The sequence below is a fragment of the Microbacterium sp. K24 genome (genome assembly GCF_004794465.1).
GTDB lineage: Bacteria > Actinomycetota > Actinomycetes > Actinomycetales > Microbacteriaceae > Microbacterium.
Genome location: NZ_SSDJ01000088.1, coordinates 1 through 13,853, shown reverse-complemented (window position 1 = coordinate 13,853; position 13,853 = coordinate 1). Strand labels below are relative to the sequence as shown.

Annotated in this window: 15 protein-coding genes and 1 pseudogene; 9 read left to right on the top strand and 7 right to left on the bottom strand. The window is 69.7% G+C overall.

Annotated elements, in window-relative coordinates; all coding sequences use genetic code 11:
• The 4 genes and pseudogenes from DW306_RS21585 to DW306_RS07195 form a co-directional block, all read left to right on the top strand.
• Nucleotides 1–177, top strand: a pseudogene (locus DW306_RS21585) (ferredoxin); the annotation flags it as partial.
• A gap of 3 nt (nt 178–180) precedes the next feature.
• Complete coding sequence (gene dapC, locus DW306_RS07205) at nt 181–1,293, top strand: succinyldiaminopimelate transaminase (protein WP_136054939.1); 1,113 nt, start codon at nt 181–183, stop codon at nt 1,291–1,293.
• A gap of 192 nt (nt 1,294–1,485) precedes the next feature.
• On the top strand, nt 1,486–2,775 hold the full coding sequence (locus tag DW306_RS07200) for a citrate synthase (protein WP_136054938.1): 1,290 nt from the start codon (nt 1,486–1,488) through the stop codon (nt 2,773–2,775).
• Nucleotides 2,776–2,787: 12 nt separating this feature from the next.
• On the top strand, nt 2,788–3,270 hold the full coding sequence (locus DW306_RS07195) for an SRPBCC family protein (RefSeq protein WP_136054937.1): 483 nt from the start codon (nt 2,788–2,790) through the stop codon (nt 3,268–3,270).
• Between the two features lie 96 nt (nt 3,271–3,366).
• Here the strand turns inward: DW306_RS07195 and DW306_RS07190 are convergent, their stop codons facing one another.
• Nucleotides 3,367–4,743 carry a DEAD/DEAH box helicase gene (locus DW306_RS07190; protein ID WP_136054936.1) on the bottom strand — a complete coding sequence of 459 codons (1,377 nt, stop codon included), beginning with the start codon at nt 4,741–4,743 and terminating at the stop codon, nt 3,367–3,369.
• Between the two features lie 242 nt (nt 4,744–4,985).
• A complete protein-coding gene (gene dapD / locus DW306_RS07185) occupies nt 4,986–5,939 on the bottom strand; it encodes a 2,3,4,5-tetrahydropyridine-2,6-dicarboxylate N-succinyltransferase (protein WP_136054935.1) in 954 nt (317 codons plus the stop codon).
• A 65-nt stretch (nt 5,940–6,004) separates the two neighbouring features.
• On the opposite strand from dapD, the gene dapE reads away from it, so the two are divergent.
• The 3 genes from dapE to DW306_RS07170 all read left to right on the top strand — a co-directional run bounded on the left by dapE (nt 6,005) and on the right by DW306_RS07170 (nt 8,545).
• Nucleotides 6,005–7,078 (top strand): succinyl-diaminopimelate desuccinylase, encoded by a 1,074-nt coding sequence (gene dapE / locus DW306_RS07180; RefSeq protein ID WP_136054934.1) that lies wholly within the window; start codon nt 6,005–6,007, stop codon nt 7,076–7,078.
• On the top strand, nt 7,060–8,277 hold the full coding sequence (locus DW306_RS07175; RefSeq protein ID WP_136054933.1) for a hypothetical protein: 1,218 nt from the start codon (nt 7,060–7,062) through the stop codon (nt 8,275–8,277). The genes dapE and DW306_RS07175 overlap by 19 nt, the downstream gene beginning before the upstream one ends.
• A 94-nt stretch (nt 8,278–8,371) precedes the next feature.
• A complete protein-coding gene (locus tag DW306_RS07170; protein ID WP_017203323.1) occupies nt 8,372–8,545 on the top strand; it encodes a DUF3117 domain-containing protein in 174 nt (57 codons plus the stop codon).
• Between the two features lie 69 nt (nt 8,546–8,614).
• Here DW306_RS07170 and DW306_RS07165 read toward each other — a convergent pair whose 3' ends face one another.
• Nucleotides 8,615–9,253, bottom strand: a complete 639-nt coding sequence (locus tag DW306_RS07165) for a class I SAM-dependent methyltransferase (protein ID WP_136054932.1) — start codon at nt 9,251–9,253, stop codon at nt 8,615–8,617.
• 90 nt (nt 9,254–9,343) lie between these two features.
• On the opposite strand from DW306_RS07165, the gene DW306_RS07160 reads away from it, so the two are divergent.
• The gene (locus DW306_RS07160) at nt 9,344–9,715 is read left to right on the top strand and encodes a twin-arginine translocase TatA/TatE family subunit (protein WP_136054931.1); all 372 of its coding nucleotides are present in this window, start codon (nt 9,344–9,346) and stop codon (nt 9,713–9,715) included.
• Between the two features lie 7 nt (nt 9,716–9,722).
• Here DW306_RS07160 and DW306_RS07155 read toward each other — a convergent pair whose 3' ends face one another.
• From DW306_RS07155 to DW306_RS07140, 4 genes are read right to left on the bottom strand one after another with little or no spacing between them, the layout of a single operon-like run.
• A complete protein-coding gene (locus DW306_RS07155; protein WP_136054930.1) occupies nt 9,723–10,223 on the bottom strand; it encodes a YcxB family protein in 501 nt (166 codons plus the stop codon).
• Nucleotides 10,224–10,261: 38 nt separating this feature from the next.
• The gene (locus DW306_RS07150; RefSeq protein ID WP_136054929.1) at nt 10,262–11,383 is read right to left on the bottom strand and encodes an Mrp/NBP35 family ATP-binding protein; all 1,122 of its coding nucleotides are present in this window, start codon (nt 11,381–11,383) and stop codon (nt 10,262–10,264) included.
• Nucleotides 11,380–11,922, bottom strand: coding sequence for a DUF1003 domain-containing protein (locus tag DW306_RS07145; protein ID WP_136054928.1), 543 nt, complete (start codon nt 11,920–11,922; stop codon nt 11,380–11,382). The genes DW306_RS07150 and DW306_RS07145 overlap by 4 nt, the downstream gene beginning before the upstream one ends.
• Nucleotides 11,922–13,190, bottom strand: coding sequence for a CBS domain-containing protein (locus tag DW306_RS07140; RefSeq protein ID WP_136054927.1), 1,269 nt, complete (start codon nt 13,188–13,190; stop codon nt 11,922–11,924). The genes DW306_RS07145 and DW306_RS07140 overlap by 1 nt, the downstream gene beginning before the upstream one ends.
• A gap of 86 nt (nt 13,191–13,276) precedes the next feature.
• Between DW306_RS07140 and DW306_RS07135 the strand changes: the two genes are divergently transcribed.
• The coding region (locus DW306_RS07135) for a general stress protein (RefSeq protein ID WP_136054926.1) at nt 13,277–13,853 on the top strand (577 nt) is incomplete at its 3' end.

Here is a 13,853-nt window from a genome sequence, read left to right as displayed (position 1 = left end):
GTCTGCCCTGTCGAGGCGATCTACTACGAGGACGACCTTCCCGACGAGTGGCAGGACTACTACAAGGCCAACGTCGAGTTCTTCGACGAGATCGGCTCGCCCGGCGGAGCCGCGAAGGTCGGCGTCTACCCGTTCGACCACCCGGTCATCGCCGCCCTCCCTCCCCAGGGCGAGTAGTCCGTGAGCGTCCGCGACCTCGCCGACTACCCATGGGACGCCGTCGAGCCGTTCCGCGACCGCGCGGCGAAGCATCCGCAGGGCCTCATCGATCTGTCCGTCGGCTCTCCCGTCGATCCGACGCCGGAGATCATCCGTCGGGCTCTGGCCGAGGCGACCGACGCGCACGGGTATCCGCAGACCCTCGGCACCCCTTCCCTGCGTGAGGCCATCGTCGCCTGGTGCGCGCGTCGTCGCGGCGTGCCGGATCTGACCGTCGCCAACGTGCTCCCCACGATCGGCTCCAAGGAGCTGGTCGCGCTGCTGCCGACGCTGCTCGGCCTCGGTGCCGGTGACATCGTCGTGCATCCCCGCGTGGCCTATCCGACGTACGAGGTCGGCGCCCGGGTCGTCGGGGCCGTTCCCGTCGCGGCAGACGACCCCGCGGAGTGGCCCGAGGGTGCGAAGCTCATCTGGATCAACACACCCGGCAACCCGGACGGCCGCACGTGGACCGTCGACGAGCTGGCCGTCGCGGTGCAGCGCGCGCGGGAGCTCGGGGCCGTGCTCGCGAGCGACGAATGCTACGCCGAGCTGGGCTGGGACGGTCCCTGGGCGACCGAGCCGATCCCGTCGATCCTCGACCCCCGGGTGACGGGCGGCAAGCGATCCAACCTGCTCAGTGTGTACTCGCTGAGCAAGCAGTCCAACCTCGCCGGGTACCGCGCGGCCTTCGTCGCCGGTTGCGCCCACATCGTCGGCGACCTGCTCACCGCCCGAAAGCATCTCGGCCTCATGCCGCCGGCACCGGTGCAGCACGCCATGGCCGTGGCCCTCGGCGACGACGAGCACGTGGCGGTGCAGAAAGAGCTCTACCGCGAGCGCCGCGATGCCCTGCGTCCGGCTCTGGAGGCCGCGGGATTCCGCATCGACGGCTCCGAGGCGGGACTGTACCTCTGGTCGACCGAGGGGCGCGACGCCTGGGAATCGATGGGGCGCCTCGCCGATCTCGGCATCCTCGCGGGTCCCGGTCCGTTCTACGGATCGGATTCCGGGCAGCACGTGCGACTGGCTCTGACCGCCGCGACCGCGCACATCGCCGAGGCAGCGCGGCGTCTCCACAACGCTCAACTGTAGATTCCCTCCTCAGACCAGCGTTCTGTTTGGCGGATGTCACAGTAGGCCTGTGCGGCTACTAGGCTGTAAAGGCGATTCGGTCGTGACCCGACCTGGTGCCTCGGCGCCGTGACATCGCCAGTTCCGGCTTGATCAAGATCTTGTCCGACACCGACGTGACGAGCGACGGGCGGACACCAGGAGGAGGTCCGCGTGAGCGCAGCGGCAGACCAGACGGCGAAGCTGACGATCGGCGACACGACCGCCGAATTCCCGCTGGTGCGCGGCACGGCTGGCCACGACAGCATCGATTTCTCGACGCTGACCCGGCAGACCGGTTACACCGGGCTCGACTACGGGTTCGTCAACACGGCCTCGACCAAGTCCGAGATCACCTTCATCGACGGCGACAAGGGCATCCTGCGCTACCGCGGCTACCCCATCGAGCAGCTCGCGGGGAACACGAGCTACCTCGAGGTCGCCTGGCTGCTGATCTACGGTGAACTGCCGTCGGCCTCCGAGCTCGCCGAGTTCGACGAGAAGATCCGTCGCCACACGCTGCTGCACGAAGACCTGAAGCGCTTCTTCTCGGCGCTCCCGCACACCGCACACCCGATGTCGGTGCTGTCGTCGGCCGTGGCCGCGCTGTCGACCTACTACGAGGGTCAGACCGACCCGCACAACCCCGAGCATGTCGAGCTGAACATGATCCGCATGCTCGCCAAGCTCCCGGTCATCGCCGCGTATGCGCACAAGAAGAGCGTCGGCCAGGCGTTCCTCTACCCCGACAACTCGCTCGGGTTCGTCGAGAACTTCCTCAAGCTGAACTTCGGCGTGCTGTCGGAGCCGTATGAGATCAACCCGGTCATGTCGAAGGCGCTCGAGCTGCTGCTCATCCTGCATGAGGACCACGAGCAGAACGCGTCCACATCGACCGTCCGCCTGGTCGGCTCCACGGGAGCGAACCAGTTCGCGTCGATCTCGGCCGGCATCCAGGCGCTGTCCGGACCGCTGCACGGTGGCGCCAACGAGGCCGTGCTCAGCATGCTCGGCCAGATCCGCGACTCCGGTCAGAGCGTCTCGCGCTTCGTCGAGCGGGTGAAGAACAAGGAAGAGGGCGTGAAGCTGATGGGCTTCGGGCACCGGGTCTACAAGAACTACGACCCGCGCGCCAAGCTCGTCAAGGAGGCCGCCGACGAGGTGCTCTCCTCGCTCGGGGTCACCGACCCGCTCCTCGACCTGGCCAAGGAGCTCGAAGAGCTGGCCCTCGCCGACGACTACTTCCGCGAGCGTCGCCTGTACCCCAACGTCGACTTCTACACCGGGGTCATCTACAAGGCCATGGGCTTCCCCACGCGCATGTTCACGGTGCTCTTCGCGATCGGCCGCCTGCCCGGCTGGCTGGCGCAGTACCGTGAGCTGCAGCTCGACCCGCAGACGAAGATCGGTCGGCCGCAGCAGCTCTACACGGGGTCGCCGGAGCGCACGTTCCAGACCCGCTGACCTCGGCGTCCGATGCCCGTCGTCAGCGCCGAGACCGTGGTCCCGGTCGACCCCGCGACGGCGTTCGCCATCTCGCAGACGACAGGGGCGATCCGTCGGCGCTGGGATCCGTTCATCAGCGAGCAGCATTTCCTCGATGAAGCGGATGCCGCCGCCAAGGGCGTGCGCACGTTCACGCGGCAGCGCTTCGGCTTCGCCATGGTGAGCAGTTACGTCTCCTACGCGCCTCCGACGAACGTCGGGATGGTCATGGAGAGCGGTCCGTGGTTCTTCGAGAAACTGGGCGGCGGCTGGCGCTTCACGGCCGTACCCGAAGGCACCAGAGCCGTGTGGAAGTACAACTTCACGTGCCGGCCTGCCTGGCTCGCCCCGATCGCCGAGTGGATCGGTGCGCGCGTGCTCGGATTCGAGATCCGGCGCCGGCTCGCCGGGTTCGCCCGCGGGTGCGGCGACCCGGTGGTGCGGGACGCGGTGCGGGCTGCTCGCCCGGACTGACGCGGCCGGGTACGCGAAACGGCCGCCGGCACGAAGGCGCGGCGACCGTTCACGGTGTCGGGCAGGGCGGCTCAGGCCACCCTCCCCGGATGAAGCTCAGCGGCCCTGGTAGCCGCGACCGCCCTGGCCCTGACGCGCGGCGCCGCCGCGGGACTGACCGCCCTGACCCTGACCGCCCTGTCCGGAGCGCGGACGACGGCGACGTGCGGGGGGAGTGGAGGCTCCGGCGCGCTCTCCGCCGGCCGGGCGCTGCTTGGCCTGACGCTGCGGCTGCTGTGCCTGGACGGGTGCCGGGCGCACATGCGGAGCGCGCTCGGGCACGAGGCCGGTGATGGCATCCTGCGTGGCGTTCTCGAGCGGTGCGTCGATCGCGGCCTTGCGCAGCAGGTCCTTGACGTCGCGGCGCTGCTCGGGGAGCACGACCGTGACGACCGTGCCGGCGGCACCGGCGCGCGCCGTGCGGCCGGAGCGGTGCAGGTACGCCTTGTGCTCGACGGGCGGGTCGACGTGGACGACCAGGTCGACGTTGTCGACGTGCACGCCGCGGGCCGCGACGTCGGTGGCGACGAGCACACGCACGCCGCCGTCGGCCGGAGCGGCCGAGAAGGCGCTGAGGTTGCGCTCACGGGCGTTCTGCGACAGGTTGCCGTGCAGATCCACGGCCGGGATGCCGGCCGCGGTCAGCTGCTTGGCGAGCTTCTTCGCCTGGTGCTTGGTGCGCGTGAAGAGGATGCGACGACCGGTGCCCGACGCGAGGTCGCGCACGAGCGCGGTCTTGTTGTCGGTCGAGTCGACGACCAGCACGCGGTGGGTCATCTCGCCCACGGGCACGCTCTCTTCGTCGACCTCATGGCTCACTGCGTTCGAGAGGAAGCGGCGGGCGAGGGTGTCGATGCCACGGTCGAGGGTCGCGCTGAAGAGCAGACGCTGGCCACCGGCCGGCGTGGCCGTCAGGATGCGGGTGACACCCGGCAGGAATCCGAGGTCGGCCATGTGGTCGGCCTCGTCGAGCACGGTGACCTCGACGGCATCGAGGTGCACGACGCGCTGCTTCATGAGGTCTTCGAGGCGGCCGGGGCACGCGACGACGATGTCGACGCCGCTGCGCATGGCCTGCTCCTGCGGACGCTGGCTGACGCCGCCGAACACGGTGGTGACGCGCAGACCCTTGGCCTCGGCGAGCGGAGCGATCGTCGCCGCGATCTGGGTGGCCAGCTCGCGGGTCGGAGCGAGCACGAGCGCCCGCGGGTGGCCGGGACGGCTCGAACGTGCGGATGCCGCGATGCGTGCGACGAGCGGGAGTGCGAAGGCGATGGTCTTGCCGCTGCCGGTGCGGCCGCGGCCGAGCAGGTCGCGTCCCGCGAGCGAATCGGGAAGCGTGTCGCGCTGAATCGCGAACGCCTCGGTCTTGCCGTCCTTGGCGAGGACGGCGGCGAGGTCGGCGGGCACGCCGAGATCGAGGAAGGAAGTCATAGGGGTATATCTCCGAGAATGCACGCACGAACGCAGAAGGCCGGGTGCGGGAAGGTGGGCGACGGCGCGGGATCGCGCATCGTTTCGCCGTTCGAAATGGCCAGAACCAGGCTAGTGGTGCGGGAGCGTGTCGACGACGCAGACGTTTCGCAGAGCGAGGAGCGTCAGGTCGACAGTATCACGCACAAGCTGGGAGGCGGCCCGCCACGCGGAGTGCCCTCTCGCAGCTGCGCGGGGAGGGGTCAGGCGTGCAGAGCCTCGTTGAGGGTCACACCGGTGCCCGCACGGCGCACAGCCTCGACGGCCCCGCTGAGCGAGTTGCGGCGGAAGAGGAGCCCGTCCTGACCGGAGAGCTCTGCGCCCTTGACCGTCTTCCTGCCGCCGTCTGCGGTGACCGGGCCGTCGACGAGCACGATCTTCGTGCCGGCCGTCACATACAGCCCTGCCTCGACGACGCAGTCGTCGCCGAGTGAGATGCCGATACCGGCGTTCGCGCCCAGGAGGGTGCGGGAGCCGATCGAGACGCGATGCGAACCGCCGCCCGAGAGGGTGCCCATGATCGACGAACCGCCGCCGATGTCGCTGCCGTCGCCGACGACGACTCCCTGAGAGATGCGTCCCTCGACCATCGAGGCGCCGAGCGTGCCGGCGTTGAAGTTGACGAACCCCTCGTGCATGACGGTGGTTCCGGGGGAGAGGTGGGCTCCCAGACGCACGCGCGAGGCGTCGGCGATCCGTACGCCGGCCGGCTGCACGTAGTCGGTCAGCCGCGGGAACTTGTCGAGTCCCTGCACCTGGATGCCGGCGCGCTGCAGCTGCGGACGCAGGCGGGCCGCGTCATCGGGGTGAACGGGTCCCGCGTTGGTCCACGCGACGTTCGGGAGGTGGCCGAAGATGCCGTCGAGGTTCAGCTCGTTCGGCCGCACCACGAGGTGCGACAGTGCGTGCAGGCGCAGGTAGGCGTCGGCGGTGGATACCGGGGGCTCGTCGAGGTCGATCTGCAGCTGCACGACCTCGATCGTGACGTTGCGGCGTTCGTCGGGGCCGGTGAGCGATTCCCACGTGGCGACCGCGGCAGCGGCATCGCCGGCGGAGGGCGATCCGATGCCGACCTCGGGGTACCAGGCGTCGAGGACCGTGCCGTCCCCGGCGATCGTGGTCAGTCCGATGCCCCATACGCTGCGCGATTCACTCATGCTTCCACGCTAGCGCGCTCGTCGATCGGCGATGTCACGCATGACGGTGTAAGTAGGCTGGTGACATGGTGCTCGATCTGAACGCGTCGTCCGTGGAACTCACCCGCGCCCTCTGCGACATGCCGAGCGTCTCGGGAGACGAGAAGCCGCTCGCCGACGCGATCGAGGCGGCGCTCGCCCCGCTCGCCCATCTCGAGGTGATCCGGCACGGCAACACGATCGTCGCGCGCACGAACCTCGGGCGTGCGCAGCGGGTCGCGATCGCGGGGCACATCGACACGGTGCCGATCAACGCGAACGTCCCCACGCGCGACATCGAGATCGACGGCGTCCCCTACCTGTGGGGGCGTGGAACGGTCGACATGAAGGCGGGTGCCGCCGTGCAGCTCAAGCTCGCCGCCGAACTCACCGATCCCGTGATCGACATCACCTGGATGTGGTACGACAACGAAGAGGTCGAGGCGTCGAAGAACGGCCTCGGGCTGCTCGCGGCGGTGCGTCCAGACCTGTTCCAGGCCGACTTCGCCATCCTCGGAGAACCGTCGAACGGCGAGGTCGAGGGCGGATGCAACGGCACGCTGCGCGCGATCGTCCGTACCACCGGCGTGCGGGCGCATGCCGCTCGAGCGTGGATCGGCGAGAACGCGATCCATCGGGCGGGCCCCATCCTCACCCGCCTCGGCGAGTACCGCGCCAAGGAGGTTCCCGTCGACGGTCTCGTCTACCGCGAGAGCCTCAGCGCCGTGCGCATCACGGGCGGCGTCGCCGGCAACGTGATCCCCGACGTGTGCGAGGTCGAGGTGAACTACCGCTTCGCGCCGAGCAAGTCGGCCGCTGATGCCGCGGCGCATGTGCGCGGCGTGCTCGCCGGGTTCGACGTGGAGATCACGGATGCCGCCGAGGGCGCACGCCCGGGCCTGGACGCCCCGATCGCGCAGCAGTTCGTCGCTGCCGTCGGTGCGGAGCCCCGGCCGAAGTACGGCTGGACCGATGTCGCACGCTTCTCCGCCCTCGGCATCCCCGCGGTGAACTACGGTCCGGGCGACCCCCATCTCGCCCACCACGACGAGGAGCGCGTGCCGCTCGCGCAGATCGATGCCGTGGAGCAGGGCCTGCGCGCGTGGCTCACCTCGCACTGAGCGCAGCCCGTCGCTGGGCGCAGGCGCCGCTCGCACTGCGCATCGCGGTCATCTACCTCGTGGCGCGACTGGTCACCACCGGGTTCTTCCTCGTCGCGGCATCCCTCTCGACGTCGCTCTCCCGCTTCGGCGCGGATGCCGGTCTCCTCGACTTCGTCGTCGGGTGGGATGCGCAGTGGTACTGGCTCGTCGCGGAGAACGGGTACCCGGCCGACCTCCCGCTGACCGAATCCGGTGACGTCGCCGAGAACGCGTGGGCGTTCATGCCCGTGTTCGCATACGCGGCGAAGGCTCTCGGCTTCATCTTCGGGTCGTGGGGCGCCGGCGCCTTGGTGCTGTCGCTCGTGGCGGGCTACCTCGCCTGTCTGGCGCTGCATCGGCTTCTCCGCGATCGCATCGGCGGATCCGCGGCGACCTGGGCCGTGGTGTTCTTCGCCACAGGTCCGCTCGCGGCGATGTTCCAGGTCGGCTACGCCGAGACGCTGTTCCTGCTGCTGCTATTCCTGGCTCTCGACGCGACGACGCGCCGGCGTTACGGTCGGCTGTATCTGCTCATTCCGGTGATGGCATTCACGCGCCCCGGGATCCTCGCGTTCGCGCTGTTCCTCGGGCTGCACGGCATCGTGCGCTGGTTCCGTCGCCGAGAAGACCCGTTGGCCGGCCGCGAGGTCGCGCACATCGTCGCTCTCGGCGCGCTGGCGGTCGCGACCGGTTTCGGCTGGCAGCTGATCGCCGGGCTCGTCACCGGTGACCCGGGGGCGTACCTCGCCACGGAGCTCGCCTGGCGCCGGCACTGGATCGTCGGCGGCGTCGAGGGCTTCATTCCGTTCGAGGGATGGGTGCAGGCGTCGCAGTTCTGGTTCGGGCAGTGGGGGCTGCCGACGTGGGGCGGTCCGCTGGCCCTGGTGCTCCTGGTCGTCGCGGCCGGAGCCGCGCTGCTCTCATCACCGCAGGTGCGGGCGGTGGGGAGCGATCTGCGGCTGTGGAGCGCGAGCTACCTGCTCTACCTGCTCGCCGTCTTCTTCCCCCAGTCGAGCACATTCCGGCTGCTGCTGCCGCTGAGTCCGCTGTGGGGTGCGGTCGCCGTGCCCCGTTCACGGTGGTGGCGCCTCGGGGTGCTGGCTGCATGCCTCCTCGGACAATGGCTCTGGATCTTCCCCATGTACGCCCTCGGAAACACGTTCTGGCAGGTGCCGTGAATGTAAATGCTCGATGCATTTCTTCACAGGTGACGTCCAGGCACGGGTGACACCCGATAAACTCATTGCATACCACCGAGGAAAAGGAGCCACGATGGCAGCGATGAAGCCGAGGACCGGAGACGGACCCATGGAGGCCGTGAAAGAAGGGCGACTCATCATCGTGCGCGTTCCGCTCGAAGGCGGCGGCCGTCTGGTCGTCTCTGTGAACGACGCCGAGGCCAAGGAACTTCACGACGTGCTCGCCGCCGTCGTGGCACCGGCCTGATCGACCCGGATCCGCTCTGCGGTTCTGCGAGGGCGATGGATCTTCGGATCCGTCGCCCTCTTCTTCGTCTCAGCTCGCGTCGGAGAGGCTGACCAGCTGCAGCAGGCCTTCGCCCGCGGGAGACACGGTCGCGAGCACGGCCGACGACTCCTGGGTCTCCTGCACGAGCGATCGGTACGCCGAGGTGATCTCATCGCGCTGCACCGGGTCCGCGACACGACCGCCGCCGAGCACCCGTGGAACGAGCACGATGCCGCCGGTGCGGGCGAGCCGCAGTCCGTGTTCGACGTAGGCGATGACGTTCTCGGGGTCGGCGTCGACCAGGACGATGTCGTAGGAGGCCTCGTTCATGCGGGGGAGCACGTCCGATGCGCGTCCGGTGATGAAGCGCGCCTTCGTCGACGGGACCTTCGCGTCGGAGAACGCCTGACGCGCGGCCGCGAGATGCTCGGGCTCGTTGTCGATCGAGGTCAGCACCGCCTGCGGAGCTCCGCGCAGCAGCCACAGCCCCGACACGCCGGCACCGGTGCCGATCTCGACGATCGATCGGGCGGCGGTCGCGGCGGCGAGCACGGCGATCTGCGAGCCGACGACGGCGCTGACGGGCGCCGCACCCAGCTCGACCGCGTGTGCCCGCGCGCGAGCGATGGCATCCGGCTCGACGATGGACTCGCGGAGGAATCGCGCGTTCGCTTCGTGCTCGCTCATGGCCTGCCTTTCCGTGCCTGCGCTGTGATTCCTCCCAGCGTATTCGCTCGGTGTGCGTGGGGAGCGCAGGCGCGGCGGTAGCCTGGGGAGATGACGTTCGGGCTCACCTTCGAGAAGCTGCTGCTGATCGGCCTCATCGCTGTGCTCATCATCGGACCCGAACGTCTTCCCCGGGCCGCCGAGAGCTTCGCCCGCATGGTCCGCAAGGTCGGCGAATACATCCGCGACACCAAGTCCCGGGTACGCGACGAGATGGGTCCGGAGCTCGACGACGTCGACTGGCGCAAGCTCGATCCCCGCCAGTACGACCCGCGCCGCATCATCCGCGACGCGCTGCTCGAGGAGCCTCAGCCCGCCACCGCGATGAAGGCCAAGGCGACGATCATGGAGCCCGTGGCTCCGCGCGTCCCTCAGAGCTTCAGCGCCGAGAACCGGCCGCCTTTCGACCCCGAATCCACCTGATCCGGCTTCACGGCGAGGCGACCTTCGACCGCAGGGTTGCGACGTCGTCATCGCTCAGCAGCGCGCGCGGGATCGCGGTCGCGACCGACGTGTCGCGCACCTTCAGCAGCACGGCGTCGGCGCCCACCCGGATGCCCTGGAAGGTGTCGTACGCGATCACCGAGCGGCGGTCTCCGCTGCCCACCCGCAGCACGTCATCCTCCAGCGACACCCAGACGAGCGTCTGCGGGGGCATGGCTCTGCGCAGGGCGTTCCGGGCGCTGGAGATCGTCATGACGGTCGCGCCGATCGCCAGCGCGACGATCAGCGGCGGCATCCAGGCGGCGAATCCGCCGTCCTCGGTGCCGGCGGCGTTCGGCACGGACAGATTGAGGATGCTCAGGACGAGGCCTGCCGCCAGCGCCACCCACATGACGATCGCGGCCGGGCGCGTGAGCGAGTAGATCGCGGCGTCTCGGGCCATTCGCCGCAGCAGGCGCTCGTCGATCGTCAGGGAGCGAGGGGGCATCGTGCCATTCTCCCACGGGGCCGGCGTGCGCCGACGGCTCAGCCGATCGACACGGGGAGGGAACGGCCGGAGAGTCCGCGCCCTTTTCGGGCGAGCGTGCGGGCAAGCTCGCGGATCGTCGTCGCGGCGGCATCGGTCGAATCCGTCGCGACGATCGGGACCCCGACGTCGCCGCCCTCGCGCAGTGCCGGGCTCAGCGGGATCGAGGCCAGGAGAGGCACCTCGTCGCCGCCGTCCGACAGTGCCGCGGCCACTGCCTCTCCACCACCGGTGCCGAACAGGTCGACGACCGTGCCGTCGGGAAGCGTGTAGGCCGCCATGTTCTCGACGACGCCGATCACGCGCTGTCCGGTCTGCCGGGCGACCAGACCGCTGCGGATGGCGACGTCGGATGCCGCGGCCTGCGGCGTCGTCACCACGAGCACCTCCGCGTGGGGCAGCAGCTGGCCGATCGAGATCGCGATGTCACCGGTTCCCGGGGGCATGTCGATCAGGAGGATGTCGAGGTCGCCGAAGAACACGTCGGTGAGGAACTGCGAGACCGTGCGGTGGAGCATCGGACCACGCCAGGCGACCACGGCCTCGCCGTCGCGGAGGAACATGCCGATCGAGATGGTCTTCACGCCGTGGGCGACCGGCGGCAGCATCAGGTCGTCGATGCGCGTCGGCTGGGTCCCGGCGGGGATGCCGAGCAGACCGGGGATCGAGAAGCCGTGCACATCGGCGTCCACGAGGCCGACCGCCAGCCCCTGGTCGGCGAGGGCTGCGGCGAGGTTCGCGGTCACCGTCGACTTGCCGACGCCGCCCTTGCCGCTGGAGACGAGGATCACGCGGGTGAGCGAGCCGGGGCCGAAGGGCATCTGCCGAGCGGGCCGCCCGTCGCGGAGCTTCTCGGTGAGCGCCTTGCGCTCTGCGGGTGTCATCACGCCCACCGAGACGTCGACCGATCCGATGCCCGCAACGGATGCCGCAGCCTGACGCACGTCCGACTCGATGCGCGCCGCCGCGGGACAGCCCACGATCGTGAGCACGATCCCGACGCGGGCGTGATCGCCGTCGACCTCGATCTCGCGCACCATGTCGAGGTCGCCGATCGGGCGACGCAGCTCAGGATCCGTGACCGCGGCCACGGCGGCACGGACGCTGTCGGCAGCCGTCATGACGGGCGGCTGCCGGCGGACTTCTCGTCAGCGGTCTTGTCGGTGCTCTTCTCGTCGGCTTCTCCGAGTTCCGCGAGCAGCGCCTTCAGCTCGTTCCGCAGCACGTCGCGGGTGACGAGCTGCGAGTTGCGCTCCTCGAGAGACATGCGAAGGGCCACGATCTCGCGGGCGAGGTACTCGGTGTCGGCGAGGTTCCGCTCTGCGCGCTGCCGGTCCTGCTCGATCTGCACACGGTCGCGGTCGTCCTGCCGGTTCTGCGCGAGCAGGATCAGGGGTGCCGCATACGAGGCCTGCAGCGAGAGCATGAGCGTCAGGGCGGTGAATCCGAGGGCGGCGTCGTCGAAGCGCAGCGGGTCAGGGCTGAGCGTGTTCCAGAGGATCCACGCCACGCAGAACAGCGTCAGCATCAGCAGGAACGCCGGGGTGCCCATCGCGCGGGCGACCCATTCGGTGAAGCGGCCGAAGCGGTCGCGTGAGGTCGGGCGGGCGCGCGTGGTGCCGCGGCCGAGGGGCGCGTCGAGGCGCGGAGAGCGTGCCATCAGCGCACCTCCTTGGTGGGCGTCGTCGTCTCGTCGCTGTCGTGCGAGCGCCAGTCGTCCGGCAGCAGGTAGTCGAGCACATCGTCGATGCTGACCGCGCCGACGAGTCGCCGCGCCGCATCGACGACCGGAAGCGAGACGAGGTCGTAGCTCGCCAGAAGACGTGCGACCTCGGCGGCGGAAGCGTTCGCGGGAACGGGCTCGAGACTGTCGTCCATGATGCCGCCGAGACGTTCGTGCGGCGGGTAGCGCAGCATCCGCTGGAAATGCACCATGCCGAGCAGGCGACCGGTCGGCGTCTCGAACGGCGGGAGGGTCACGAACACGGCCGCGGCGAGTGCCGGGTGGAGCTCGTGGCGCCGGATGAGCGCGAGCGCCTCGGCGACCGTGGCATCCGCCGACAGGATGATCGGCTCCGGAGTCATCAGTCCGCCGGCGGTGTCGGGACCGTAGCGGAGCAGCATCCGCACGTCTTCGGCTTCCTCCGGCTCCATGAGCTCGAGGAGCTGCTCGAGACGGCTCGGCGGCAGCTGCGCGAGGAGGTCGGCGGCGTCGTCGGGTTCCATCTGATCGAGGATGTCGGCGGCGCGCTCGTCACCGAGGCGGTCGAGGATGTGCACCTGCTCGTCCTCGGGCATCTCCTCGAGAGCGTCGGCGAGCCGATCGTCGGACAGCTCCTCCGCGACCTCGATCATGCGCTGCTGCGGCAGGTCGAGCAGGGTGTTGGCGAGGTCGGCGGCATGCAGCTCGGAGTACGAGGCGACGAGCTGCTCCGCGGACTGCGCTTCGCCGGGGGAGTGCTGCTCGGCGACCTCGCTCCAGGCGGCGAAGGTGGTCGGTCCCTTGGCGAACGGAGAGGCGCTCGTCTTCGGCCGTCGGAGGAACAGCTGACTCACGGCCCATTCGCCGAGGCGGTTCGGTTCGATCGCGACGTCCTCGATGACGGCCGTGCCGCTGCCGTCGACGAGGTTCACCCGGCGGCCGAGGAGCTCGGCGAGCACGCGCACCTCACCGGCGCGCGGCGAGAACCGGCGCACGTTGATGAGGCCTGTGGTGATGACCTGACCGGAGCGGATCGACGTGACCCGTCCGATCGACAGGAACACGTGGCGGCGCCCGGGGATCTCGACCACCAGGCCGATGACACGGGGAGCGGACGAACTTCGGTACACGATGACGACGTCGCGGACTTTGCCGAGCCGGTCGCCCAGGGGATCGAAGACGGCGCACCCGGCCAGGCGCGCGGCGAAAACCCTTTGTGTGCTCACCTCCCCAGCGTAGTGCGCGGGTCCTGAGCACGCCGTGCGGGTTGCGCACCAGGTCCCGCCGAGGCAGGGCGTGGAAGAATAGCCGGATGAGCATGCTGAACCGCCCTGTGAGCGGCACCGAGACCGGCGAGATGGTCGCGTCGACGCGCGATTACGAGAGCGCGCAGAAGACGGTGTCGAAGCTCATCGCGGGGGAGGTGCCCGCGCGTGACATCGCGATCGTCGGGCAGAGCGTGCGCACGGTCGAGCGCGTGACCGGCAAGCTCGGCTACGCCGCCGCTGCGCGCTCCGGCGCGATCAACGGCGTGCTGCTCGGGCTGTTCCTCTCTGCGATCCTCGTCCTCGGCAACCCCGAGGTCCCGATCCAGCTCTTCGTCGGCTTCGTCTTCATCGGCGTCGCGCTGGGGATGCTGATGAGCCTCGTCACGTACTCGATCGTGCGGCGGCGCCGCGACTTCGCGAGCGTCACGCAGTTCGCCGCGGACCACTACGAGGTGACCGTGATGCCGACCTCGTTGTCGAAGGCGCGGCAGGTCCTCGGCTCGGCAGTCGTGGCTCCGGTGCGTCCTCCGGTGAACCTGGATGAACCGCCGCGTTACGGCGAGCGGGTCCCCGCGGGGACCCCTGCACCGGCGCCTGCACCGGCGCCCGCGCCGACGCCCG

Excerpts from the sequence above, each read along its gene's own strand:
- DW306_RS07195 (WP_136054937.1), top strand. The coding sequence starts at position 2,788 with ATGCCCGTCGTCAGCGCCGAGACCGTGGTCCCGGTCGACCCCGCGACG.
- DW306_RS07190 (WP_136054936.1), bottom strand. The coding sequence starts at position 4,743 with ATGACTTCCTTCCTCGATCTCGGCGTGCCCGCCGACCTCGCCGCCGTC.
- dapD (WP_136054935.1), bottom strand. The coding sequence starts at position 5,939 with ATGAGTGAATCGCGCAGCGTATGGGGCATCGGACTGACCACGATCGCC.
- dapE (WP_136054934.1), top strand. The coding sequence starts at position 6,005 with ATGGTGCTCGATCTGAACGCGTCGTCCGTGGAACTCACCCGCGCCCTC.
- DW306_RS07170 (WP_017203323.1), top strand. The coding sequence starts at position 8,372 with ATGGCAGCGATGAAGCCGAGGACCGGAGACGGACCCATGGAGGCCGTG.
- DW306_RS07165 (WP_136054932.1), bottom strand. The coding sequence starts at position 9,253 with ATGAGCGAGCACGAAGCGAACGCGCGATTCCTCCGCGAGTCCATCGTC.
- DW306_RS07160 (WP_136054931.1), top strand. The coding sequence starts at position 9,344 with ATGACGTTCGGGCTCACCTTCGAGAAGCTGCTGCTGATCGGCCTCATC.
- DW306_RS07155 (WP_136054930.1), bottom strand. The coding sequence starts at position 10,223 with ATGCCCCCTCGCTCCCTGACGATCGACGAGCGCCTGCTGCGGCGAATG.
- DW306_RS07150 (WP_136054929.1), bottom strand. The coding sequence starts at position 11,383 with ATGACGGCTGCCGACAGCGTCCGTGCCGCCGTGGCCGCGGTCACGGAT.
- DW306_RS07145 (WP_136054928.1), bottom strand. The coding sequence starts at position 11,922 with ATGGCACGCTCTCCGCGCCTCGACGCGCCCCTCGGCCGCGGCACCACG.